The following is a 23,701-nucleotide window of genomic DNA, read 5'->3' on the forward strand; positions in this document are numbered from 1 at the left end:
ATGAAAAAAAGCTTTTTGATTTCTTTTGTTATACTTATGCTAATTTCTTTGGCAGCCTGTGGCGGTGAAGATAAGGTAACCCTTAATGTTTACAATTGGGGAGATTATATTGGAGATGGAGTTATTGAGGAATTTGAAGAAAAATATGACATTAAAGTAAATTATGAAATGTTTGATACCAATGAAGGCATGTATCAAAAGATAAAGCCTGGTGCTGTTAGCTATGATGTGGCTATCCCATCGGATTATATGATTAGTAAGATGATTGAAGAGGATATGCTTTATAAGATTGACTTTAATAATATACCAAATTACAAATATATTGATGAAAAATTCAAAAATCTTGAATATGATCCTAATAATGAATACTCTGTACCATATATGTGGGGAACAGTAGGGATATTATATAATAAAACCATGGTAGATGAACCCGTAGATAGTTGGGAGATATTATGGAATGAAAAATATGAGAAGGAAATTCTTATGCAGGATAGTCAAAGAGAAACAATAGGAGTTGCCCTGCAAAAACTGGGATATTCTTTAAATACAAAAAATTTGGATGAATTAGAAGAGGCAAAGCAAGAGCTTATTAAACAAAAGCCTTTAGTTCTTGCCTATGTTGTTGACGAAGTAAAGGATAAAATGATAAGTGGAGAAGCGGCTTTAGCTGTAGTTTGGGCTGGAGATGCAGTTACTATGATAGAGCAAAATCCTGATTTAGCTTATGCTATTCCTAAAACTGGAAGTAATGTATTTGTTGATGGCATGGTTATACCTAAGACTTCAAAAAATAAAAAGGAAGCTGAGATGTTTATTAATTTCATGTGTGAAAGCGAAATTGCATTAAAGAATACAAATTATATTGGATATTCAACACCTCATACTGAGGCTAAGAAAATGCTTGAGCCAGAAATTGCAAATGATCCAGTAGCTTATCCTAGTGATGATATTTTAGAAAAATGTGAGGTTTACAGAGATTTGGGAGATATGGTAAAGGTATATGATCGTATTTGGACGGAAATAAAAGCTTCAAAATAGCATTTGACATAAGAAACCTCTAGCAAGATTAATTTTGCTAGAGGTTTGCTTTTTATTAAAAATCATCTGTCATACTGTTTCCCATTTGTTTATTTTTAGATTTTCTTTTTTTGTTTGTATTAGTATTATAGTTATTTGAAGATTTATTTGCAGCTAATTCCTCTGACATTTCATATTTAAATTCATTTAAAGCTTTTCTAGCATTTCTATCGCTTTTTTTGCGGCCCACAAAACCATCTCCTCTTCAATTGATTTTAAAATAATTTAAAGAAATATTATTTTAGAATTAGTATTATTTTCTCCAATTGGTCTTATATAATGCATCTAAATATTATTTATTTTTAGTAAAAAAATTGACCTTGAAGTAATATTATTGAATTAATATAATATTACTTAAGTGAGCCGAAAAATGGAGGGATATTAATGTCAAGTATTTCAATACGTTTATTGAAGGAAGAAGATAGTGATGAAATTTTTGAATTTGAAATAGAAAATAGAGAATTTTTTGAATCTATAATACCTGCAAGATGGGAAGGATATTATATAAAGGAAAACTTTGAAGAGATTATTAAGGAGATTATTGAGGAGCAGGAATTAGGAATTAGATATATGTATATTATCAGAGATCAGTCTAGCCGTATGGTGGGAAGAGTAAACTTGTTTTCTGTTGTCAGGGGAATTTTTCAAAAAGCTGAATTGGGATATAGAATTGGGTCTAAGTATAATAAAAAAGGATATGCCACTAAAGCAGTAAATCTTATTTTAAAAGAAGCTTTTAAAAAATATAAGCTCCATAGAGTAGAGGCTGCTACTTCACCTAAAAATATAGGGTCTCAAATAGTTTTGATTAAAAATGGGTTTCAATTTGTTGGAAAAGCTCATAAAAATATAAATGTTAATGGAACTTGGACTGATAGCGTTTATTTTGAAATATTAAATGGGGATGAATAAATCAATTATTATATTGAGTTGTTTATCTGTAAACTTTAAAGAGTAAGATTAAGTTAAAATTAATAAATATTATTATCAATTGATAAGTTGTATTGATTTTAAAAATGTGTTGACAATCAGAATATATGGCAATATAATAATATTTGAAGTTGTAGATGTTATTATCAATTGAAAAAATATTATATATGCTAATAAATGAATTTAGGGGAGTATGGGGTGGAAAAGTGGATAGTAAAGAAATAATAAAAATGGCGAATAGAGTATCTTTAGTTTCTATAATTGGTAATATTATATTATCTATTGCAAAGGTTTTTATAGGATTTGTAGGAAGGAGTAATGCAATTATTGCCGACGGAATTCATTCATTATCTGATGTGTTCAGTACAATAATTGCATTGGTAGGGATTAGACTTGCTAATAAGAAAGAAGACGAAAGTCATCCATATGGGCATGAAAGAATTGAGCCTGTTATGGGAAAAATCCTGGCAAATATACTCCTTATAACAGCTATATTTATGGGGTACAATGGAATAAAGAGTATAATTAAAGAAAGTTATGAAATACCGAGTACAATTACCATATATGCGGCTGCTTTTTCTATTTTTCTAAAGGAATGGATGTATAGATATACTGTTAAGGCTGCAAAGAAAATAGAAAGCTCGGCACTTATGGCTGATGCATGGCACCATCGTACCGACGCACTATCTTCAATAGGTAGTTTGCTGGGAGTTACTGGAGCAATATTGGGATATCCTATATTAGACTCTTTAGCTGCAATTGTTATCAGTGTTCTTGTGGCAAAGGTTGCTGTTGATATTTATCTTCAATCTGTTAAAGAATTAATTGATTCTGCAGCTGATGAAGATACGATAGAAGATATTAAGAAAATAATACTAGCTACGGAAGGCGTTATTCAGATAGATGAATTAAAAACTAGAATCCATGCAAATAAATTGTATGTGGATGTGGAAATTGCTGTAAATAGGGATTTGTCTTTATCTACAGCCCATGATATTGCTGAGGATGTTCATGAAAAAATTGAAAAATATATAAAAAGGGTAAAACATTGTATGGTACATGTAAATCCCTTTGGTGAAGAATAGCCCGCCTTAAATATAGGCGGGCAATTTATTTTTAAAATGAGGAAATTGCATAATTCTAACTTGGCTAAGTTGCATAATATATATGGTATGTCTTTGGAGATTTTTACTAATAATAATTATATGAAAAAGACTTATTAAAAAGGAGATTTAGATAAATGAAGTTAAATACACTCATAAATGAAGGAGAGAAAATACAAGAATATATTGGTGGGGAGAAATCTTATAATAAGAAAGCATTGAATGATAGAGGGAATAGATGGATAAATAAGAGTATAACATATCTACAGGATAATTATCCGGAGAGTGTTTTGACTAGTGATTTTATATCAAAAAGTGGAGAATCCCATAAGAATTATCATGATATGGTTTCAATTTTGAAAGGTCTAAAGGATGTTGAAGGAGAACTTGGTTTACTTGATTATTGATTAAAAGAAGAAATTAATAAATAAAGGGTTCTGCTTAAATTGCAGTACCTTTATTTTATGTAAATATGTATTGTGGAATAGGTATTAAAAGAATATAATAGAGACGGAGGTGTATTTATGGTAAAAGAAACTATTTTAAATTATTATATATATAATAGTAAAGTTTATTCTACTAAAGAAATAGAGATATCCAGTAAAGTTTCAAAAGCCTCTATTTACGAGGTTATAAGAATAATTGATGGAGTTCCATTATATTTACAAGAACATCTTGATAGACTTAGGAAATCTGCTGAGCTTCTTGGGGTAGGTATAGATAAAACAGATAAGGAACTTATTGAAGAAATAATGAAGCTTTCAGAAATAAATAATGAATATAATTTAAATATAAAATTATTATGCCTTGTGGGAGAAAAAGGTATTAAAGATATTTGTCTATACTTTATTAAAAGCTCATATCCTTCTAAGGAAACATACAAAAAAGGTGTACATACTATAATTTATGAGAGTGAAAGAGAAAAACCCAATGCCAAAACCTTTAATAAACAGCTTAGGCAAAGGGTAAACAAACAGCTTAGGGAAAAACAAGCATTTGAAGCTTTACTTGTAAATAATAATAGGCAAATCACTGAAGGAAGTAGATCAAATGTATTTTTTGTAAAGGATGAAAAATTATTTACTCCTCCTTCTAATAAGGTTTTGCTTGGAGTCACAAGAACTAAGATAATAGAATTATGTAGGCAAAATAATATAGAAGTTATAGAACAGGGAATAGAAGTGGATAGTTTACAAAAATATGAAGGGGCTTTTATAACAGGAACTTCTATTAATGCATTGCCTGTAAGAAGTATAGATGGAATAAAATTTGAGTCATCTAAAAATAATACTATTATTGAGGTAATGGAAGTATATGAAAAAAATAAAGATGATTATATAAATAGAAGGAAAAATGGATTTAATTAATTTATTATTAGTGATTATATAGGAAGGAGATCTATATAATATGGAAAAATTAGTAGAGAGGTTTTTAAAATATGTAAAGATTGATACAAAATCTGATCCAAATTCAGATTCATGTCCAAGCACAAAAAAACAATTGGATCTTGCAAGGGTGCTTGTAGATGAGCTTGAGAAGCTTGGGCTTAAGAATGTAAGTATGGATGATAATGGATATGTAATGGCAACCCTTCCATCTAATATTGATAAAGAAGTTCCTACAATAGGCTTTATAGCCCATATGGATACAAGTCCTGATATGACGGCAGAGAATGTAAAGCCTAGGATAGTTAAGAATTATGATGGGGAAGATATTGTATTAAATGAAGAAAAAAATATAGTTTTATCACCAAAGGATTTTCCAGAGCTTAAAAATTACAAAGGAGAAGATTTGATTACTACTGATGGAACTACTCTTTTAGGAGCCGATGACAAAGCTGGAATAGCTGAGATTATGACTGCTATAGAATATCTTTCAAAAAATCCCCATATAAAGCATGGAACCATTAAAGTAGGATTCACTCCTGATGAAGAAATAGGTAGTGGTGCCGATAAGTTTGATGTAGAAAAATTTGATGCTGACTTGGCCTATACTGTAGATGGCGGTCAAATAGGAGAATTAGAGTATGAGAATTTTAATGCAGCCTATGCTAAGATTAAAATAAATGGAAGAAATGTTCATCCTGGTACGGCTAAAAATAAAATGATTAATGCCATCACTATTGCCATGGAGTTTAATTCAATGCTCCCTCCGAGCCAAGTACCTGAATATACTGAGGGATATGAAGGTTTTTATCATTTGCATGAAATCAAAGGAAATGTAGAAGAAGTTACATTAGAATATATTATTAGAGACCATGATAATGAGAAATTTGAAGAAAAGAAAGAAAAGATAAGCAGGATTGTAGATTATTTAAATGAAAGTATTAGAGAAGGTACTGTAGAATTAGAAATGAAGGATCAGTACTATAATATGAAGAAAAAAATAGCACCAGTAATGTATATAGTAGAAACTGCTAAAAAGGCTATGGAAGAAAGTGATGTTAAACCAATAATTAAACCCATAAGAGGGGGAACAGATGGAGCAAGACTTTCATATATGGGCCTTCCATGTCCAAACCTTTTTACTGGAGGGCATAACTTCCATGGGAAATTTGAATATATTCCCATAGACTCTATGGGAAAGTCAGTTGAAGTAATACTTAAAATAATTGAGCTTTATACAAAGTAGATAAAGGCGCCTTAAGGCGTCTTTATCTTATCTAACAACTAATACGGGAATCTTAGAGTATAGAACAACCTTATTTGTAACACTTCCTAGAAGGAACCTTTTACTCTTTGACATTCCATGGGTACACATAATTATTAAGTCACATTCTTCTCTTTCAGATATTTCTAAAATAGTAGTTGCAGGATCTCCTAGAGATGTTTTTGTGATTACATTTATTCCTGTACCTTCAAAGGCTTTTTTTCCTTCTTCGACGATTTCCTCTGTAATTTTTTCAGGATTATGTTTCTGATTTTTTGGAATAACTGGATCATACAGCCATCCAAAGGGTGGTGTTAGGTCCTGTGAATTGAATAGAATTATTTTAGAATTGAACTTTTCAGCTATTTTTTTAGCGTATTCAAAGGCTTTGCAGCAAATCTGGGAACCGTCTATGGGTAATAATATTTTTTCCATACTGGTACCTCCTTATTTTTTTTATTTATCATTTATTATGAATTATTTAGATAATAGTTATTAGAAAAGTTATATATATTCACAAATGTATCCTATTATTGATTGTTGTAGTTATAAAATAAAAAATTCAATAAAATTTACAGAAAAAAGAAGGAATTCTAAAATATGTGTATAATATTAAATAATAAGAAACTTGATTATATTGTAGCCTGTATTATAGTATTTTCTATTGGGGGACTTATACAATGATTAATAAAAAGGATGAATTGAGGGAATTGGTATCTTTAGTAGAAAAATTTTTAGAATTTGCAGATGAATTAAAAAGGAATGGAAAAATAGATGAAGACCAGTATATCTATATTACTAAAAATAAAGTTGAATTTTTAAAAGATGCACAAGAGAAAATTAAGTAATAAAAAAGAGCTGTCTCAAAATGATTTTTTAAATCATTTTGAGACAGCTCTTTTTTATTACTTAAAAATCAAACAATAATAATTTGTTCTTATGGTATCAATAATGGGAATGCAATTAAAATAATCATAAAGTTTATTTTTGATGGATGAATTCTAGTGAATAAATTATTTGAGTCAAATTTATTTTCTTTAGTATTCATAATTAATGGGCCAGCAATCAAGCCTCCTAAAAAACGATCTTTATGTATAAGAGGGTTTATTCTTTCCTGGAGAAATTAACTATATAAATATGATTAAATTTTCTAAAAATGTATTGGAATTATTTTAAGTATAATGTTATAATAATAGTGTACTACAATAATAAACGGTGTACGATAATATAAAACAGATTTGGGTGATTAATAAAATGAAAAAACAAAATGTTAAAATTATTCAATCGGTTAGTAGAGCAATAGAAATTATAAGATGCTTTGATAATAATGAGGAATTAGGAGTTACTGATATTAGTAAGATTTTAAATCTTCATAAAAGTACTGCCTTTGGTTTGATATCCACCCTTGAAGCGTATAATTTATTGGAAAAAAATAAATATACTGGAAAATACAAACTGGGAATAGAACTTTTTAGACTAGGTACAAAGGTAAATTCAAATTTGAGAAATATTTCGACTCCTTATTTAGAGAAATTGCTAAAAAGGTATGAAGAAACAGTAAATCTGGTTGTAAGAGATGGTAATTTTGCTATGTATTTAGAAAAAATTGAAAGCCCACATTCTATGAGAATATGTACTAAAGTTGGTCAGAGGCTGCCTCTATATTCAACGGCTGTAGGGAAAACTATTTTAGCTAGTTTATCAAAAGAAGAAACAGAAGATATTTTAAATACATCAGAGATAAAAAAATATACTGAAAAGACTATTTCTGATAAAGAACAATTATTTGAGCATATTAATATGATTAGAGAAAAGGGTTATGCTGAGGATTTTGAAGAACTAGAGGAAGGTTTAACCTGTGTTGCTGCCCCGATAATAAATCACACAAAAAAAGCCATAGCTGCAATTAGTATATCAGGCCCTACATCTAGAATGAATAAAGAATTACGTTTAGAGATTGGCAGAACTCTTGTTAAAGTTACAAAAGAAATATCTGAAAAATTGGGTTTTATAAATATCTAAAAGGCTAGTCATAATTAGCATATATACAATTAATAGGTTTCTGTTTTAATTATAAAATGAAACTTAATATTGTATATTTGTATAGTGAAACAAATTGAAAGGGAGGTTTATACATCATAAAAAATCATGGAAATACAAATGTTTTCAAGATGTGTAAATTAAATTTTCAGATTGTTTTATTATAGCTAATCTTAAATATAAAATTATTTTAAAGGGGGATTTCTTTATGGCTAAGAAGAAAAGTGTTTTAGATTTTATGAAAATGAAGAAAAATGATGAAAAAGTTGCATGGGTTACTGCTTATGATTTTCCTATGGCATCATTTTCTGAGCAAGCAGGAATGGACATGATTTTAGTAGGGGATTCTTTAGGTATGGTTGTTTTAGGATATCAAGGGACTGTTCCAGTTACTATGGATGATTGCATTTCCCATTGTCAGGCTGTAAGAAGAGGAGCACCAAATACTTTTGTTATAGGAGATATGCCCTTTGGTTCATATCAGGCTTCTGACGAAGAAGCAGTCAATAATGCATGCCGTTTTCTTAAAGAAGCAGATGTTGATGCTATTAAATTAGAAGGTGGAATAAGGATTCTAAGTAAAATTAAAGCAATAAGCGATGCGGGAATAGTTGTGGTTGGGCATATTGGATTGACACCTCAAAGTTCAGGGCAACTTGGAGGGTTTAAAGCCCAGGGAAGAGATGTTAATAGCGCTAGAGAATTAATTAAAGATGCAATTGCTATTGAAGAAGCTGGTGCTAGAATGTTATTATTAGAAGCTGTACCACCAGAGTTAACAGAATTTATTGCTAAGAAATTAGAAATTCCCGTATACTCAATTGGGGCAGGTCTTCCCTGTGATGGACAATTAATTATTTGTGGAGATATGTTGGGGATGTTCCAGGCTTTTACACCTAAATTTGTTAAAAAATATGCCAATGTGGCAGAGGTTGTTATAAAGGCTTTTGAAGAATATAAGGAAGATGTAAAAGCAGAGAGATTCCCTGAAGATAAGCATGTATACCATATAAAAGATAGCATTGAAGATTTTGAAAAGTTATTTAAAGAATTTGAGTAATACATAAAAAAAGAGAAATATAATGCAAAGGTTTTACCTTGGTATTATATTTCTCACAAAAATAATATAAACCTATGAATATAATATCAAAAGCTATATAAAAAAGCAATTAGCAAAGTGAGCTGAAAAAATATTAAAATAATTATTGACGAATTAGAGACTTCCTTTTAGTATGATATAATATATCAATACTAAAGAAGAGGAGGAAAATGATGAAAGAACAGTTAATAACACGCAATAATAGATTATTGAGTACAAAAGCTTTGGTAGGCTCAGGATTACTTGTTGGATTAAGTGTTGTTCTAACGAGGTTTTTCGGAATAATGCTTCCAATAGCAGGCATTCCAGGACTCAGAATAAGCTTTGGATCCATTCCAATATATACAGCTGGAATTTTATTTGGGCCATTAATTGGTGCGTTAACGGGAATAGCAGCAGATCTGCTGGGATTTATAATAAATCCAATTGGAGGTGCATATTTTCCTGGCTTTACATTAAGTGCAGCAATTAGGGGTGCAATACCCGGAATGATATATATTGGAATTAAATCTAATAAATTTAATAAATTAAGGTTTAATTTTAATATTATAAATACAGTTGTAGTAATGGTGCTGGCCGCTGGGGTTGTGAAAGCTCTGTTTATAAAGCAGGTATTAGTTTTACAAAATGGATGGATATATTACCAGGATAAGAAGCTGTCTGCTATATTTATTGCTTTATATATCATAATAATATTTGCCTATGTGTCAATTCCAATATTAATGGGTAAAAAAAATATGAAGTTACAACAAAAATATTCTTTAGATAAAATATTTTTTGTTGTAACTATTTCTACTTTAATTGTATCTATAGTTTTAAACAGCTTATGGCTTTCCATTCTTTTTGATAAAGGATATATGATTTTTCTGCCAACTAGAATAATTTCTAGTTTTATTACTATCCCGGTGAATACGTTTATATTATACTCTTTTATAAGACTTTCAAATAATATTAATTATTAAATTTTTTTAAAACTTAAGAGAAACATCAATAAGCAGCCAATTGAATGCTCTTATAAATAGTAACTCAATCAAGTATGGAATAATGGTTATTTATATTCAAACTAACTCGTTGTGCTAATTTTGATAGCAGAGTTTTAATATTTCCTTTATAATTTGGTAAGATTATAATTTCCTATGTGTTATAAAAATCACTCAAATGAAATATTAAAACTCCCTAAACTGCATTTAAAATAAATTATTTGATTTACTAGCACAACAGGTTAAATAAATATTGTTGATAGAAGATTAATATATGAACTTTGATTTCGGGAGAGGTGCTTAATGGATAAAAAAATGCTATCACCTAAAGAAATTGCAAAGGCTACTGTCAATGTAGGATATGAAAAAGTTAATAAGTCTTCAACAACATTACTATTCTTAGGAGTATTAGCAGGTGCTTTTATTGCTTTTGGAGCAGTTGGGTCAACAATCATGGGTGCTTTAGTAAAAGATGAAGGCTTAGCCAAATTTATAGGAGCATCTGTTTTTCCTGTTGGACTGATACTTGTTATTATGGCTGGTGCTGAACTTTTTACGGGAAATAATCTAATGACTTTGGGCTTAATGACAAAGAGATATGGTGTAAAAGACATGTTTAGAAATTGGATTATTGTATATGCTGGAAACTTTATTGGATCATTGGCAGTGGCATTATTAATTGCAAAAAGTGGACTTTATGAAGGAGTAGTTGCTGATACAGCTATATCAATAGCTGTAAAAAAAACCACAATTATAACAAATTTAGGTTTGGGTGCAGTACTTTCAAGAGCAATTCTTTGTAACATTATAGTTGTGCTTGCGGTTTGGCTTGCCACAGGAGCAAAAGATATGATTGGAAAGATATTTTCTTGTTGGTTTCCTATTATGCTATTTGTATTATCGGGGTATGAGCATAGTATAGCCAATATGTTTTTTATTTATGTAGGTAAATATATAGGTGCTGAGATTACCCAAGCTGAGATTTGGATTAATAATTTAATTCCCGTAACCGTAGGGAATTTAATTGGTGGAGCCATAATTGTACCGGTATGTTATTACCTTATTTTTTTCAAGGATAGTGAAAAAGCTCTGTCTACAAAGTAGTAAATAATATGTCTTAGAGCTATAAAAATACTAGCTGCCATCTATATGATTTTTAAATTATATAGATGGCAGCTAGTATTTTATTTTAATCATCTATAGGGCATTGATTCTATTTATTTTTTTATTTTTAAAATCTTTAACCGATATTGAAGATGTTGTCTAGAAATTCCTAATTTTCTAGCTGCTTGACTATAGTTATTATTACTATTTTCTATTTCTCTGGTAATTATTTTTTTTTCAATTTCTTTTAATGTTCTTTTTAAATTACCGGTTTGATACTTGTCATATGTATTAAAAATTTTTTTTGATTTAGAATTTTCAATTATATATTGAGGTAGATGATTGGGCTCTATGAAGATATCCTTTGAATCAGCTATACTCATAGCATAATCCATAGCGTGACGCAGTTGCCTAACATTGCCTGGCCAGTTAAAATTTTTCAAAAGCTCCAGGGCTTTGTTTGAGATTCCCTTTATATTTTTCGCCATGATTTTATTATTGACTTCTATAAAGTTTGTTACTAGCTCATCTATGTCATCAAGACGAAGACGTAGTGGAGGAATTTCAAGTGTTAGGACAGCTAATCGATAATAGAGGTCGGATCTTAATTTATTTTTTTTAATGGCTTCTATAGGATTGATATTTGCAGCACTAATAATTCTAGTATTCACTAATAGTTCTTTATTACTTCCAATTCTACGAATTTTTTTGGTTTCTAAAGCTCTTAATAATTTAGTTTGTAGAGATAACCCCATAGAATTAATTTCATCTAAAAATAAAGTTCCATTTTGGGCTTCTTCAAAAAGTCCCGGCCGGTCTGTAGCACCGGTAAAAGCCCCCTTGGTAGTTCCAAAAAGAATACTTTCTAATAGTTGTTCAGGAATTGCCCCGCAATTTACAGCTACAAAGGGACCATCCGATACAGAGCTGTGGTTATGCATGCTTTGAGCAAATAGCTCTTTTCCAGTTCCCGTTTCGCCAATTAAAAGCTTAGGATAATGACTTTCACATATTTTTTTTGCCGTTTCTATTGTTTGGGTTAGAATATCGCTGGAACCAATTATATCTTCAAAATAATAGTGGGTTCCATTTTTGTTGTCAAGTTTTTTTTGATTTATAAGTTCATTTTGTAAGTTTACGATAGACCTAGAAAGTTGTTTTAATTCACTTATATCTTTAAATACAGATATGGCACCTATAATTTCATTTTTAAAATATATAGGATAAGTACTATTAATTATATCTATGTGTTTATTTCCAGAAACCATATAATTCATATGTTTTTCTTTAATGGCTTTTCCGGTTTTTAGTACTTTTAAATGCATGCTATTATTTGTATCTAGTTTTGTACATTCGTCTATTCTGTATAATTCACTTATATGTTTCCCAAAAACATCTTTCTTTCTATATCCCTCTACATTTTCACAACCTTTGGAATAGTAGATGGTACGACCTTCTTTATCGACAACATGAATGCAAAAATCTTCAATTACTTCTATAGATTTTAGAGGTAATTCATTTTTATGAATATTGTTAAAATTTAAATTTAAAACACAAGAATCATCATTTGTTTCATTCATAATAAAACACCACCCCTTCATGACAAAAATTTAGATTTTGCGACAAAATATTACTTAATATCCTATTAATACATATTATACTATTTTGAAAGAAAAATTTTAAGAGGGCTATTATACGAAAATTAAAAATATGCTGTAAACAATGTAAAAAAATATTGCAAGCAAAATTTTTTTACAAATTAGCCATAAGAGAATTGATTTAATATGTATAACTCTTTTTTTATAGTCAAGATGTAATAATCTTTTTACAAAATTTCTATAAAAAGAAGGATAGATAGGATAAAATATTTTTTAAAAATCAAATAAATAATTTATAGTTTATTAAAACTTAGACTATTCCTTGGATACAAGGAAGGGATAAATATATAAATGAAATTTTTAGAAAATATGGCATATGGGTTGCTATATATAATTATGTAAAAACAATTACTTTTAAAGGTGAGGGGGATAAAAATGAGAAAGATGGAGTATTTAAAAAATAAGCCAATAGCAGTTTTAGGAGCAGGAGCAGTAGGAAAGGCTCAAGCAGCAGATTGTGCATTAGCTGGGGCAAAGGTACGAATATGCGATCTACAACCTTTTGCCGAAAGAACTTTATTTGGGATAGAAAGACAGGGTATTAAGTTTTATGGTCAACAGTTAAATTTATATGGCTTTGAAAGAACAGGTGTTGCAAAATTTGATAAGGTTACTACGGATGTGGCAGAAGCTGTTAAGGGTGCAGGGATAATAATAATAGCTACACCATCGGCAGGCCATCGTCCATTTTTTGAAAAACTTATACCAGTTTTGGAAGATGGACAGGTAATTCATATTTTTCCGGACAATTATGGTTCACTTTTATTGAGAAAAATGATGCGTCAGGCAGGATGCAACAAGGATGTTATAGTAGGTGGGTGGTCCAGTTCTCCCTATGGAAGTAGGGTAGATGTTAAAGGAGGAGTGGTACTTCCACAAATCCGTGTATACTATAGAGCGATAACTTTAAGAGGAGCATCATTACCATCAAAGGATCAGGAAGCATTTTTAGAAAGTACAAAATATATGGGATCAATGGATGCCATAACAAATGGGGATGGAGTAGTAGGAGGAAATACAGTTTTTGATACTGGCTTTAGTAATGTTAACCCAATACTTCACTGTCCTGGAACATTATTGGGTGTTGGAACTATGGAAAATTATGGTGTAATTTTTGGTGAAAATAAATATGATTTTTCTATTTATACCCATGCATATTGTCCATCTATTTCTCAAGTTCAATATACTTTATATAAAGAAGAATGTGAATTAGCAAAGGCTATGGGAGTTGGAATACAACATTTCGATAAAAAACAATTCTTCTCAAGGGAAAATATATTAGGATGTGAATATATGGGTAAAGATTATGAAATTCCCTTTGAAGAAATAGATGAAATTCAAATAGGAACTGGACCTCATAATATTAGCCATAGATATATAACAGAAGACATACCAGTAGGTTGCCATGTATATCATGAAATTGGTAAAAAATTTGGAGTAAAGACTCCAATAATTGATTCTATGATTAATATTGCTTCAGCAATTTTAGAAAAGGATTTTTATAAGGAAGGATATACGCTAGATTATTTAGGTGTTGGACATATGAATAAAGAGCAATTGTTAGATTATTTACACAATGGAGTTTATGTAGACTAGGAATCCAAATACTGAAAGTTTAAGGTTGTATACTTATATATAAGCGTCAGATTAAGTTAGTATATTTCATGGGAAAAGGCAGATATTTTATTTGATTTATATATAACTAACTCTAAAGTATTATAAATCCTAATGTTGCTTATCCATAAGTAAATTTTTCTATAATATAAAAATTAGAAATTAAATCGTTGACTATAAATTAGTATTAATCTGACGCAGATGTTTTTATCTTTTGAATAGAGTATTTTACAAAATATGTATTGTTTTATGTAAAGGAGGTTTGGAAATGAAAAATGTTACGAATCGTAATATAAAATTTTCTATTCTTGATGAAAGGAAGATTCAAAAAATACATGAAGCCAGTATTGATTTAATTGAAAGAGTTGGTATGAAAATAATGGGTGAGCGCAGTTTAAAATTATTGCATAAAAGGGGAGCTAAAACCGATAGTGCTGGGATAACAAGAATACCTAAGAAGATAGTAGAAAATGCAATTAAAACTGTTCCTAAAAATATAAAACTTTATACTAGAGATGGAGAACCCTATATAAATGTAGATGGAGGAAATCAAATTTATTTTGGAACCCATGCAGATCAATTGGAATACGTTGATCCAATTTCAGGAGAAATAAGAAAGTTTTTAAAGAAAGACACAAAAACCATGTGTAAAATAGCTGATTATTTACCAAATATAGATTTTATATTATCGGTAGGGATGTCTGCAGATGTAAATCCGGAGGTGCAATCTCAAATAACATTTTTAGAAACAGTGAAAAATTTTAAGAAGCCCATTAATTTTTCTACTAATGATATCAAAGGCCTTCAAGACATAATAGATATGGCTTCAGTAGTGGCCGGGGGTTTAAAAAATTTACAGGAAAAACCATTTATTTTTAATTATTGTGAGCCAATACCACCATTAACTCATCCCATAGAGAGTACAGAGAAATTATATATTAGTGCAAAAAATAGAATTCCTGTAGTTTATATGCCCTATTCTATGATGGGAGGGACTTCTCCATTGAGTTTTGCAGGAGCATTAACTCAAAATAATGCAGAAATATTAGTGGGGTTGGTAATTACACAATTAGTAAATGAAGGAGCGCCTTTCATATATGGCTCTATGCCAACAATTTTTGACATGAGGACAACAATAGGATCATATGGGGCACCGGAATTCCATATGCTTATTGCAGCGGCATCGGAAATGGCAGATTATTATGGAATACCTTTTTATGGTACAGCAGGATGCACTGATGCAAAAGTAATTGATGAACAAGCAATATCAGAGGTTACAATGGAAATATTTTCAACAATGCTTAGTAAGGCAAATATTGTTCATGATATAGGAGTAATGGATCACTGTAACAGTGTTTCACCAGAACTGGTTGTATTATCAAATGAATTTATTGAAAGCTGTAAGTATTATAATAAAGGAGTGAATGTAAGTAAGGAAGATATTGCAATGGATGTTATAGAAAAGGTAGGGCATGGAGGGCATTATCTTCAGGAGGAGCATACTATGCTTAATTTTAGAAATATATGGTATCCTGAATATTTTAGCCGAAAAATTCAAAATCCTGATAAATCAGAAATTAAGAATTTAGTTAAAGAAAAGATAAAATATATAATTGAAAAACATGAGGTGCCCAAGTTGGATGATAATATATTGAAGGAACTTGATAAATGGTATAAAAAATGTGGTTATTAACTAAAACAAACAAGGGAGGAAAATATTTTGCACCACAATCTAAATCAAATACATGAGGCTTCAATGAAAATATTGGAGAATACAGGTATAAAACTATATCATCCTGAAATTTTAAAAATAGTTAAAGAAAAGGGAATAAAGGTATGGGGGGATACTGTATATTTTTCTAGAGGGCAGATAATGGAATGGGTGAGTAAGGCTCCTAAAAATTTTAAAATTTATGCTAGAAATCCACAGTACGATATGTCTATTGGCGGTGATAATGTAGAATATTGTAGTGGCTATGGATGCACATCTATAATAGAAAAAGATGGAAATGTTCGTCAAGCTTCATTAAATGACTATATAAAATTTCTTAAAATAATACATCAAAGTAAATATTTTAATATTAATGGTGGAATACCTATACAACCTACGGATTTAAAAGAGAATGAAAGTTATTTGCTTATGGTATATGCCACTATACTTTATTCTGATAAATGCATTATGGGCATACCGGGTAAAGAAAAAGAGATTAAAGATATTATGGAGATACTTAGTATACTTTTTGGTGGAAGAGAAAAATTTATTGAAAAGCCTAGGAGCATTACATTAATAAGTACTACAAGTCCACTGCAAATTGACAAAGTTGCATCAGATACTATGATGACATGTATAAATTATAATCAGCCTATTATTGTTACTCCTGGACCTATTTCAGGGAGTACAGGTCCGATTACTTTGGCAGGTAATATAGCTTTGGGAAACGCTGAAACATTAGTAGGGATAGCATTGTCTCAAATGATCAAAGAGGGGACTCCAGTTGTTTACGGAATGCTTCCAACAACTACTGATATGAGAACAGGATATGTGTCTATTGGTTCTCCAGGTTTTGCAATTCAATCAAAATATAGTTCAAGATTAGCTAAAATGTATGGTTTACCTAACCGTAGTGGGGGCGCAGTTACTGATGCTAAGGGGTTATCGGTTCAAAGTGGATATGAAAGTATGTTGTCAATGTTTGCCTGCCATCAAGAAAAGTCCAATTTGATTATTCATAGTGCAGGAATTATGGATGGATTTGGGGCAATGTCATATGAACAGTTTATGGTTGATTTAGAAATAATAAGCATGCTTAACTACTATTTTCAAGACATTGAAGCAGATGATGAGTCTCTTGCAGTTGATATCATAAATGAAGTAGGACCAGGTGGTCAATTTTTGTCTCATGAACACACATTTTCCAGATGTCGTACAGAGCCCTGGGTATCTACTATAGGTGTTAGATCAATATTAAAGGGAGAAACAGCAAATGAAAGGATATTTAAAAATATTACTAAAAATGTGAAATATATGTTAGATGCATATGAAAAACCTTTCCTTGATCATAAGATTAAAAAAGAGCTCATTAATTATTTAGAAAGTAAAGGGATAGAAAAGGAAAAAATAGAGAAGATCGGATAAGTAGTAATTATTGTACCTAAAAATTAGATTTAAACAGGGGGATTTTATTTAATGAACGGGAAAAAAGAAAGTATAAGTTGGATTGATAGAATAGATAAGCTTATTGTATTTTCTACATTAGGTGTATTGGCAATATTTTTTACATGGGCCTTTACTAATACAGATCAAATGGGAAATGCAATGAATAAAGTATTTGTATTTGCTACACAAAGCTTTGGTTGGTTTTATTTGCTTATGGGCTTCTTATTTGTGGTTTTTGCCATATGGCTAGCTTTCGGGCCCTTTGGAAATGTTAAATTAGGTAAAGAAGATGAAAAGCCAAGATATTCTTTTTTTTCATGGTTTTCTATGATAATTGCTTGTGGATATGGTGTTGGACTAGTATATTGGTGTGTTGCTGAGCCCTTAAGCATTTTTCAAAATCCACCCTTTGGACTGGATACAGGTACTGCTGAGGCTGCTGAGATATCATTGGCATATTCGTTTTTCCATTGGGGTTGGACACCTTGGGCAATATATATGGCAATTGCAGCACCGGCAGGATATTTTATATTTAAAAAGGGAGAACCACCTAAATTTTCTACCTGCTTGAGACCTCTATTTGGAGATAGGGTAGATGGGACAGGATTTAAATTTTTAGATGTATTTTTAGTTATAGGTGTAATTGGTGGAGTTACAACAGCCACTGGGTTAGGAATCATGCAATTAGCCGGCGGATTAAATAGAATTTTTGGTATTCCCGAGACTAAATTTGTTTATTTAATTATTGCAATAGTTTGGGCTTCAATATTTACAGCCAGTGCTGTTAGTGGAATAGATAAGGGGATCAAAATATTAAGTAATATAAATATACCATTATGTATAGTTATATGTATAATTGTTTTTATATTAGGACCAACAGCATTTATATGTAATATGACATCTGGTTCCTTTGGTACCATGTTGTCGGAATTTTTCAAAATGAGCTTCTGGACTGATCCCATTGATAAGGGAGGATTTCCCCAAAATTGGACTATATTTTATTGGGCGTGGTGGATAGCTTCTGCCCCATCAACAGGGTTGTTTGTTGCTGCTGTTTCTAGAGGTAGAACATTAAAAGAAATTGTTCTTGTTCATATGGGATTTGCGCCAGTTGCAACATGGCTATGGTATGGAACATTCGGTGGAACAGCTTTCCATTTTGAATTGATGGAAAATGCGGGCTTGATCGAATCAATGAACTTAAATGGTACTGGAAGTACAGTATTCACTTTACTGGAAATGTTACCATTAGGTAGAGTATTATCAATTGCATTTCTGTTATTGGTGATAATATTTTTGGCAACTACTGTTGATTCATACTCTTATGTTTGTGCACAGGTTTCTACCTTGAAAGAACACAATCCCCATATTCCTCCAAAGGGAATTAGAGCTTTATGGGCTTGCTGTATTGCGGCTTTAGCAGTTACCCTTGTTATGGTTGGTAAAGGAATTTCTGGTTTGCAATTATCCTCTATTTGTGCTTCTACAGCTATAATGTTTATAATGGCTGCAATGATAATATCTATGATAAAGGATCTTTATAGTGAAAAACGAAAAAAGGAAAGAAGCAAAAAATTATATACAAATTATAATGAATAAAAAATCTTGCTTGCAAGGTTTTTTATTTAGCACATATTGTTAAAAAACAACAAAATTATAATTATCTAATACATCTATCTAAAGATAAAAGAAATTAATTACATCTAGATCAAAACAAGTACAAAACTAGTAAAAAAAATTTGCATGAAAAAATTTTTTACAATTTTATTATAGAAAAGTATTTATAATAAAGACAGTAAGATTTTATTTTAAATGTAAAGAAATTTTTAAATAATTTAATATAAATTGTAATATTTTTTTATAATATTATCGTTTGCAATTTAACAATATTAATTGTTATATGACATATGTATTGGAATTACTATATTTCCAAGAAAGATATCAAATGTATATTCTGCTTAAAAAATTGGCATGAGTGTTGCAATATAAAATTATAGAATTTTAAATATTACAAATAAAGAATTTGCTTAGTTAATTATGCAATTTTCTCAACTAAAAAATCCAATAAATTTCAAATTAAAAATATATAACTAAGGGGGAGTTTTTGTGTTTTGTTGTAATCGTGATTATGAAATTAATCACATTAAAACCAGAAAAAATCATACATGCTATGGAATGGGGCTAGGAATTATAGTTCTTGATGATGCTTATCCAGGTTTTCCAGGGGATCTGCGGAATGCCAGCGGATTTGGATACCCTATCCAGTATGAGATAGCAAAGGGGGTGGATAATTATACTTTAGTTTGGGAAGAAGACAAAAGTCCATGTCGTGAACCTATTTTAAGAGCTGCTAAAAAATTAGAAAGCATGGGCTGCAGAGCTATTGCGGCAGAATGCGGTTATTTTGCTTATTTTCAAAAAGATGTTGCTGGATATATAAATGTTCCGGCATTTATGTCTAGTTTACTTCAAGTTCCATTTATTCAACAGGTTATAGGACCTAAAAATTCTGTGGGTATCGTTTGTGCACAAAAAAGATTTTTAACAAAAACACATTTAACTAATGTTGGTATTGATTTAAATAGCAATTATCATATAGCAGGTGCACAGGATGAATATGGTTGTCCTCAATTTGATAATTTATGGGATCATGAAAAAAGACCAGAGATACCTGAAAGCTATTATAATGAATCGGAAAAAGATATGATAAGAATTTGCAAGGAATTTACTGAAAAAAATCCCGATATTAAGGCTATAATGCTGGAATGTACAGGTATGCAACCCTTTGCAAGGGCTATACAAAGAGAAATTGATATGCCTGTTTTCAGCTGGGGGACTTTATTGGATTACGCTTATTCAGTTGTGGTACATAGAGACTATTATGGACATGTATAAAAGAAAAACGGTAATGTCGTTATCATTACCGAAGAATTAAGAAAAATATATAAAATTGTTACAATTATATGAATAACTAGAGTATAAATTTTTCACAAAAAAATGTCAATATGAAATTTAGAAATAAAAGACAATTTAGGAGGAAATTTAATGGAAGAAAAAAGTATTATAAAGAAATTTAGACTTGGACCAGCAGCTTTTCCTATAATAATTTTTGGAATCTTAATTGTTTTAGGTTTTATGAATTCTGAAGCATTTGTAAAAATATTATGGAATGTATTTGAATGGCTTATGATTAATATTGGATGGGCAGTAAGTTTAGGTTGTCTAGCCTTTGTTATTTTCCTATTAGTTCTTTGTATTCATCCTGTTGGAAAAATTAAATTCGGAGGTCCAAATGCTAAACCTAAATACAGCACATGGAACTGGTGGGCTATATCTTTATGTGCTGGTATAGGTACAGGAATAGTTTTTTGGGGAGCAGTAGAACCTTTACAACATTCATTTCAACCAGCAGGAGGGATGAATTTAGAACCTGGAAGTTTAGAAGCCATAATTTGGGCTATGCGAACTTCGTTTTTGCATTGGACATTGACTCCATATGCAATATATGTGACTGCTGGAGTAGCAATAGGTTATGCTTATTATAATTTGGGGAAACCATATGCTGTAAGTTCAGGTCTTGTACCTCTATTTGGGAAAAAGGTATTAGGTAAAAAAGCAATAGATATTATTGATGGTTTCACATTATTTGCTATTACCGGTGGTGTGGCAGGGTCTTTAGGCTATGGTTTATTACAAATTGGTAGCGGTTTAGATTTTGTATTTAATATTCAGCCAGGGCCAATAGTATGGGTTTTAACTGCAACAATAATTATAATAACGTATATTATTTCAAGTGCAACGGGTTTAGATAGAGGAATAAAATGGCTGAGTGATAAAAACGCCTGGATATTTGTTGGGTTATTAGTATTTACTGTTGTTTTAGGTCCGACTGCCTTTATTTTTAACTTGACTACCCAATCTATAGGTTCATTTATTACAAATTTTGTTGAAGCTATGACCTTTACAGATCCTTTACCAGGAGGTGATTTGTGGCCCCAATGGTGGGATATGTACTGGTTTGTTGATTGGTTGTCCTTTGGACCCATTTTGGGATTATTTCTTATAAAATTATGTTATGGACGTACAATAAGAGAATTTATAGTAGTTAATTTGTTACTTCCTTCATTATTTGGGGTAATATGGTTTGGAGCGTTTGGAGGATTGGCTCTTGATTTACAATTAGTACATGGGGTTGACTTGTTATCGTTTATGAATGAACATGGTCAAGAAAGTTTGATGCTTAAGATATTTGAATATTTACCTTTAGTTAATATAATTAGACCTATTATGATAATTACTATCTGTTTATCTTTTGTTACACTTGCAGATTCAATGACATCAACGGTATCTTTAATGTCTTTAAAAGATAATAAGAATATAAATGAAGCTCCCATTGGAGTTAAGTTGTTTTGGGGTCTATTAATGGGTATTACATCAATCATATTTGTTCTAAATGGTGGCTTAGAAGGTGTAAAGGTTGTCAAAACAATAGCAGGATTTCCAATATTATTCATAGAAGCTGCAATGATGTTCGGATTCATCAAGTATATGTATAAAAATGGTAAAAAGGAATTGATTCAATATGAAGAATCTAATTTAAATGTAACAGAAAAATAGAATAATTGGAAGGAAAGATACTATGAAAATAAAATGTGATTTTTTAGATAGAGCAGAAATTCAATCGATACATGAAGCTTCATTAGAAATATTATCTAAGGTTGGAGTGGTATTTAAACATAAAGATGCTATAAAAGTTTTTAAAAAACATGGAGCTAGGGTGGAAGGAAATAAGGTATATATAGATAAAAAATTATTTCAAACTGCTTTATCCAGTATACCAAAATCTTTTATATTAAAGGGGAGAACTTCAGATAGGGATATTGAAATAGGTTTAAACAATACTGTTGTAGGAACAGCATCGGGTCCAGTATTTATAAGGGAAGGGAATTCAAGAAGGCTTACTACAGCTGAGGATTTTAAAAATTTTACTAAGCTATGCGAGAGCAGTAGTGTAATAGAAGTTATGAATGGAAATATGACTGAGCCCCAGGATATTATTCCAGAAAAAAGAAATAAATTTAGAATGGCTGCCAGTTTAAAATATTCAACTAAGCCTTTAATGGGATTTACTGTAGGAAAATCAGATGCACAGGATAGTATATATATGCTTCAAGAGTTTGTTGAATCTAGAGAAAAAAACTTAATAATGGGGATAATTAGTGTTATCTCACCTTTAACATATGATTTTGGAATGCTGGATGCTATGTTTGAGTATATTAAAGAAAATCAGCCATTAATGTTTGCTTGTTGTTCGTTACCTGGAGCAACGTCTCCCGTTACGATTGCAGGAACTATTGCTGTAAATAATGCTGAAGTCTTAGCTGGTATAATATTAAGTCAATTGATAAAACCTGGCTTTCCAGTTATATATGGAAATACTACTCCTTCGTGTGATTTGAGGTATGTGTCTCCAGCAATAGGCTCAGCAGAAACAGCGTTGATTACTTTAGTTACAGCTTCTCTAGGAAAGTTTTATGGTATTCCAAGTAGATCCGGAGGCTCATTAACAGATTCAAAAATTCCTGATATCCAAGCTGGTATGGAGTCTACATTAACTATTCTTTCCCCAATTATGTCTGGAATCAGCTTTATTCTTCAGTCTTGTGGAATCCTCGAGTCTTTTAATGTATTGTGCTATGAAAAATTTGTTATTGATGAACAAAATATTGAGATCATAAAACGGTATTGTTCAGGTTTTGATATAAATAATGATTTATTAGGTAAAAAAGCTATAGAGGGGATTGGTCCTGGAGGCCATTTCCTTCAGGAAATCCATACAATGAAATATTTTAAAAAAGAGCATTATATACCACGTCTATCCTCAAAGGAAGGCTATGATATATGGGTAAATAATAAGTCAAAGGATATGGTTTTTAATGCAAAGCAAGAAGTTAATAAAAGATTAAAGGAATTTGAAGAAATTAAAATTACGAAAAGACAGGAAAAATTCATATCACAATATATGTAAATCTATATTCTTCTATTTTTCCTTGTTAACTTATATAAAAATATATTGAGATTCTATAAGCCATCGTGATACAATAAAATGTAAAGGATAAAACATAATCAATATGTTATGATATTAAATAAAATTTTTAGTTTTAAAATATAATATAAGGACTTTAATATTTCATTGGAATGATTCTTATAAACCTTTAGGAAAATATAAAAAGGCAGGTTTATGGGATTAATAGATAAAGAAGTATTAGAGTCCTTATATAAGAATTGGT

General features: G+C 30.5%; 21 protein-coding genes. 18 read left to right on the forward strand and 3 right to left on the reverse strand.

Annotation, left to right across the window (positions count from 1 at the left end):
• A complete protein-coding gene (locus B5X81_RS03290) occupies positions 1-1,038 on the forward strand; it encodes an ABC transporter substrate-binding protein (RefSeq protein WP_079489595.1) in 1,038 nt (345 codons plus the stop codon).
• Positions 1,039-1,093: 55 nt separating this feature from the next.
• Here the strand turns inward: B5X81_RS03290 and B5X81_RS03295 are convergent, their stop codons facing one another.
• Positions 1,094-1,267 carry a small, acid-soluble spore protein, alpha/beta type gene (locus B5X81_RS03295; RefSeq protein WP_079489333.1) on the reverse strand — a complete coding sequence of 58 codons (174 nt, stop codon included), beginning with the start codon at positions 1,265-1,267 and terminating at the stop codon, positions 1,094-1,096.
• A 194-nt stretch (positions 1,268-1,461) separates the two neighbouring features.
• On the opposite strand from B5X81_RS03295, the gene B5X81_RS03300 reads away from it, so the two are divergent.
• The 5 genes from B5X81_RS03300 (at position 1,462) to pepT (ending at position 5,741) form a co-directional block, all read left to right on the forward strand.
• On the forward strand, positions 1,462-1,989 hold the full coding sequence (locus B5X81_RS03300) for a GNAT family N-acetyltransferase (protein ID WP_079489335.1): 528 nt from the start codon (positions 1,462-1,464) through the stop codon (positions 1,987-1,989).
• Between the two features lie 155 nt (positions 1,990-2,144).
• Positions 2,145-3,092, forward strand: coding sequence for a cation diffusion facilitator family transporter (locus B5X81_RS03305; protein WP_330397325.1), 948 nt, complete (start codon positions 2,145-2,147; stop codon positions 3,090-3,092).
• Between the two features lie 155 nt (positions 3,093-3,247).
• Positions 3,248-3,517, forward strand: a complete 270-nt coding sequence (locus B5X81_RS03310; protein WP_079489336.1) for a hypothetical protein — start codon at positions 3,248-3,250, stop codon at positions 3,515-3,517.
• A 117-nt stretch (positions 3,518-3,634) separates the two neighbouring features.
• Positions 3,635-4,477 (forward strand): aminotransferase class IV, encoded by an 843-nt coding sequence (locus tag B5X81_RS03315; protein WP_079489340.1) that lies wholly within the window; start codon positions 3,635-3,637, stop codon positions 4,475-4,477.
• A gap of 40 nt (positions 4,478-4,517) precedes the next feature.
• On the forward strand, positions 4,518-5,741 hold the full coding sequence (gene pepT / locus B5X81_RS03320) for a peptidase T (protein WP_079489341.1): 1,224 nt from the start codon (positions 4,518-4,520) through the stop codon (positions 5,739-5,741).
• A gap of 27 nt (positions 5,742-5,768) precedes the next feature.
• Here the strand turns inward: pepT and B5X81_RS03325 are convergent, their stop codons facing one another.
• Positions 5,769-6,194, reverse strand: coding sequence for a universal stress protein (locus tag B5X81_RS03325; RefSeq protein WP_079489343.1), 426 nt, complete (start codon positions 6,192-6,194; stop codon positions 5,769-5,771).
• A gap of 245 nt (positions 6,195-6,439) precedes the next feature.
• On the opposite strand from B5X81_RS03325, the gene B5X81_RS27255 reads away from it, so the two are divergent.
• From B5X81_RS27255 to B5X81_RS03345, 5 genes are all read left to right on the forward strand, one after another.
• Positions 6,440-6,607: a hypothetical protein gene (locus B5X81_RS27255; RefSeq protein WP_170917254.1), complete on the forward strand. Its 168-nt coding sequence runs from the start codon at positions 6,440-6,442 to the stop codon at positions 6,605-6,607.
• Between the two features lie 406 nt (positions 6,608-7,013).
• Entirely contained in the window at positions 7,014-7,781 is a 768-nt protein-coding gene (locus B5X81_RS03330) for an IclR family transcriptional regulator (RefSeq protein WP_079489344.1), read from the forward strand.
• A gap of 226 nt (positions 7,782-8,007) precedes the next feature.
• Complete coding sequence (gene panB / locus B5X81_RS03335; RefSeq protein ID WP_079489346.1) at positions 8,008-8,859, forward strand: 3-methyl-2-oxobutanoate hydroxymethyltransferase; 852 nt, start codon at positions 8,008-8,010, stop codon at positions 8,857-8,859.
• 212 nt (positions 8,860-9,071) lie between these two features.
• On the forward strand, positions 9,072-9,860 hold the full coding sequence (locus tag B5X81_RS03340; protein ID WP_170917255.1) for a folate family ECF transporter S component: 789 nt from the start codon (positions 9,072-9,074) through the stop codon (positions 9,858-9,860).
• 321 nt (positions 9,861-10,181) lie between these two features.
• The gene (locus B5X81_RS03345; protein WP_079489349.1) at positions 10,182-10,982 is read left to right on the forward strand and encodes a formate/nitrite transporter family protein; all 801 of its coding nucleotides are present in this window, start codon (positions 10,182-10,184) and stop codon (positions 10,980-10,982) included.
• Between the two features lie 113 nt (positions 10,983-11,095).
• Here B5X81_RS03345 and B5X81_RS03350 read toward each other — a convergent pair whose 3' ends face one another.
• Entirely contained in the window at positions 11,096-12,562 is a 1,467-nt protein-coding gene (locus tag B5X81_RS03350; protein ID WP_170917256.1) for a sigma-54 interaction domain-containing protein, read from the reverse strand.
• Between the two features lie 453 nt (positions 12,563-13,015).
• Here B5X81_RS03350 and B5X81_RS03355 point away from each other — a divergent pair, with 453 nt between their 5' ends.
• The 7 genes from B5X81_RS03355 (at position 13,016) to B5X81_RS03385 (ending at position 23,439) form a co-directional block, all read left to right on the forward strand.
• Positions 13,016-14,236, forward strand: coding sequence for an NAD/NADP-dependent octopine/nopaline dehydrogenase family protein (locus B5X81_RS03355; RefSeq protein WP_079489352.1), 1,221 nt, complete (start codon positions 13,016-13,018; stop codon positions 14,234-14,236).
• Positions 14,237-14,522: 286 nt separating this feature from the next.
• Positions 14,523-15,947, forward strand: a complete 1,425-nt coding sequence (locus B5X81_RS03360) for a trimethylamine methyltransferase family protein (protein ID WP_079489353.1) — start codon at positions 14,523-14,525, stop codon at positions 15,945-15,947.
• 27 nt (positions 15,948-15,974) lie between these two features.
• Positions 15,975-17,390: a trimethylamine methyltransferase family protein gene (locus B5X81_RS03365; protein WP_079489355.1), complete on the forward strand. Its 1,416-nt coding sequence runs from the start codon at positions 15,975-15,977 to the stop codon at positions 17,388-17,390.
• 51 nt (positions 17,391-17,441) lie between these two features.
• Positions 17,442-19,010 (forward strand): BCCT family transporter, encoded by a 1,569-nt coding sequence (locus tag B5X81_RS03370; protein WP_079489356.1) that lies wholly within the window; start codon positions 17,442-17,444, stop codon positions 19,008-19,010.
• A 507-nt stretch (positions 19,011-19,517) separates the two neighbouring features.
• Positions 19,518-20,306 (forward strand): aspartate/glutamate racemase family protein, encoded by a 789-nt coding sequence (locus B5X81_RS03375; RefSeq protein ID WP_079489358.1) that lies wholly within the window; start codon positions 19,518-19,520, stop codon positions 20,304-20,306.
• Between the two features lie 150 nt (positions 20,307-20,456).
• A complete protein-coding gene (locus tag B5X81_RS03380) occupies positions 20,457-22,028 on the forward strand; it encodes a BCCT family transporter (protein WP_139380230.1) in 1,572 nt (523 codons plus the stop codon).
• Between the two features lie 22 nt (positions 22,029-22,050).
• The gene (locus B5X81_RS03385) at positions 22,051-23,439 is read left to right on the forward strand and encodes a trimethylamine methyltransferase family protein (RefSeq protein ID WP_079489359.1); all 1,389 of its coding nucleotides are present in this window, start codon (positions 22,051-22,053) and stop codon (positions 23,437-23,439) included.
• The last annotated feature ends 262 nt before the right edge of the window (positions 23,440-23,701 follow it).

Source organism: Maledivibacter halophilus, from assembly GCF_900167445.1.
GTDB classification, from domain to species: domain Bacteria; phylum Bacillota; class Clostridia; order Peptostreptococcales; family Caminicellaceae; genus Maledivibacter; species Maledivibacter halophilus.

Bases quoted from the DNA above. Each gene is read 5' to 3' on its own strand.
- B5X81_RS03345 (WP_079489349.1), top strand. From the start codon at position 10,182: ATGGATAAAAAAATGCTATCACCTAAAGAAATTGCAAAGGCTACTGTC.
- B5X81_RS03350 (WP_170917256.1), bottom strand. From the start codon at position 12,562: ATGAATGAAACAAATGATGATTCTTGTGTTTTAAATTTAAATTTTAAC.
- panB (WP_079489346.1), top strand. From the start codon at position 8,008: ATGGCTAAGAAGAAAAGTGTTTTAGATTTTATGAAAATGAAGAAAAAT.
- B5X81_RS03355 (WP_079489352.1), top strand. From the start codon at position 13,016: ATGAGAAAGATGGAGTATTTAAAAAATAAGCCAATAGCAGTTTTAGGA.
- B5X81_RS03305 (WP_330397325.1), top strand. From the start codon at position 2,145: ATGTTATTATCAATTGAAAAAATATTATATATGCTAATAAATGAATTT.
- B5X81_RS03385 (WP_079489359.1), top strand. From the start codon at position 22,051: ATGAAAATAAAATGTGATTTTTTAGATAGAGCAGAAATTCAATCGATA.
- B5X81_RS03300 (WP_079489335.1), top strand. From the start codon at position 1,462: ATGTCAAGTATTTCAATACGTTTATTGAAGGAAGAAGATAGTGATGAA.
- B5X81_RS03290 (WP_079489595.1), top strand. From the start codon at position 1: ATGAAAAAAAGCTTTTTGATTTCTTTTGTTATACTTATGCTAATTTCT.
- B5X81_RS03315 (WP_079489340.1), top strand. From the start codon at position 3,635: ATGGTAAAAGAAACTATTTTAAATTATTATATATATAATAGTAAAGTT.
- B5X81_RS03380 (WP_139380230.1), top strand. From the start codon at position 20,457: ATGGAAGAAAAAAGTATTATAAAGAAATTTAGACTTGGACCAGCAGCT.
- B5X81_RS03360 (WP_079489353.1), top strand. From the start codon at position 14,523: ATGAAAAATGTTACGAATCGTAATATAAAATTTTCTATTCTTGATGAA.
- B5X81_RS03330 (WP_079489344.1), top strand. From the start codon at position 7,014: ATGAAAAAACAAAATGTTAAAATTATTCAATCGGTTAGTAGAGCAATA.
- pepT (WP_079489341.1), top strand. From the start codon at position 4,518: ATGGAAAAATTAGTAGAGAGGTTTTTAAAATATGTAAAGATTGATACA.
- B5X81_RS03370 (WP_079489356.1), top strand. From the start codon at position 17,442: ATGAACGGGAAAAAAGAAAGTATAAGTTGGATTGATAGAATAGATAAG.
- B5X81_RS03340 (WP_170917255.1), top strand. From the start codon at position 9,072: ATGAAAGAACAGTTAATAACACGCAATAATAGATTATTGAGTACAAAA.
- B5X81_RS03310 (WP_079489336.1), top strand. From the start codon at position 3,248: ATGAAGTTAAATACACTCATAAATGAAGGAGAGAAAATACAAGAATAT.
- B5X81_RS27255 (WP_170917254.1), top strand. From the start codon at position 6,440: ATGATTAATAAAAAGGATGAATTGAGGGAATTGGTATCTTTAGTAGAA.
- B5X81_RS03325 (WP_079489343.1), bottom strand. From the start codon at position 6,194: ATGGAAAAAATATTATTACCCATAGACGGTTCCCAGATTTGCTGCAAA.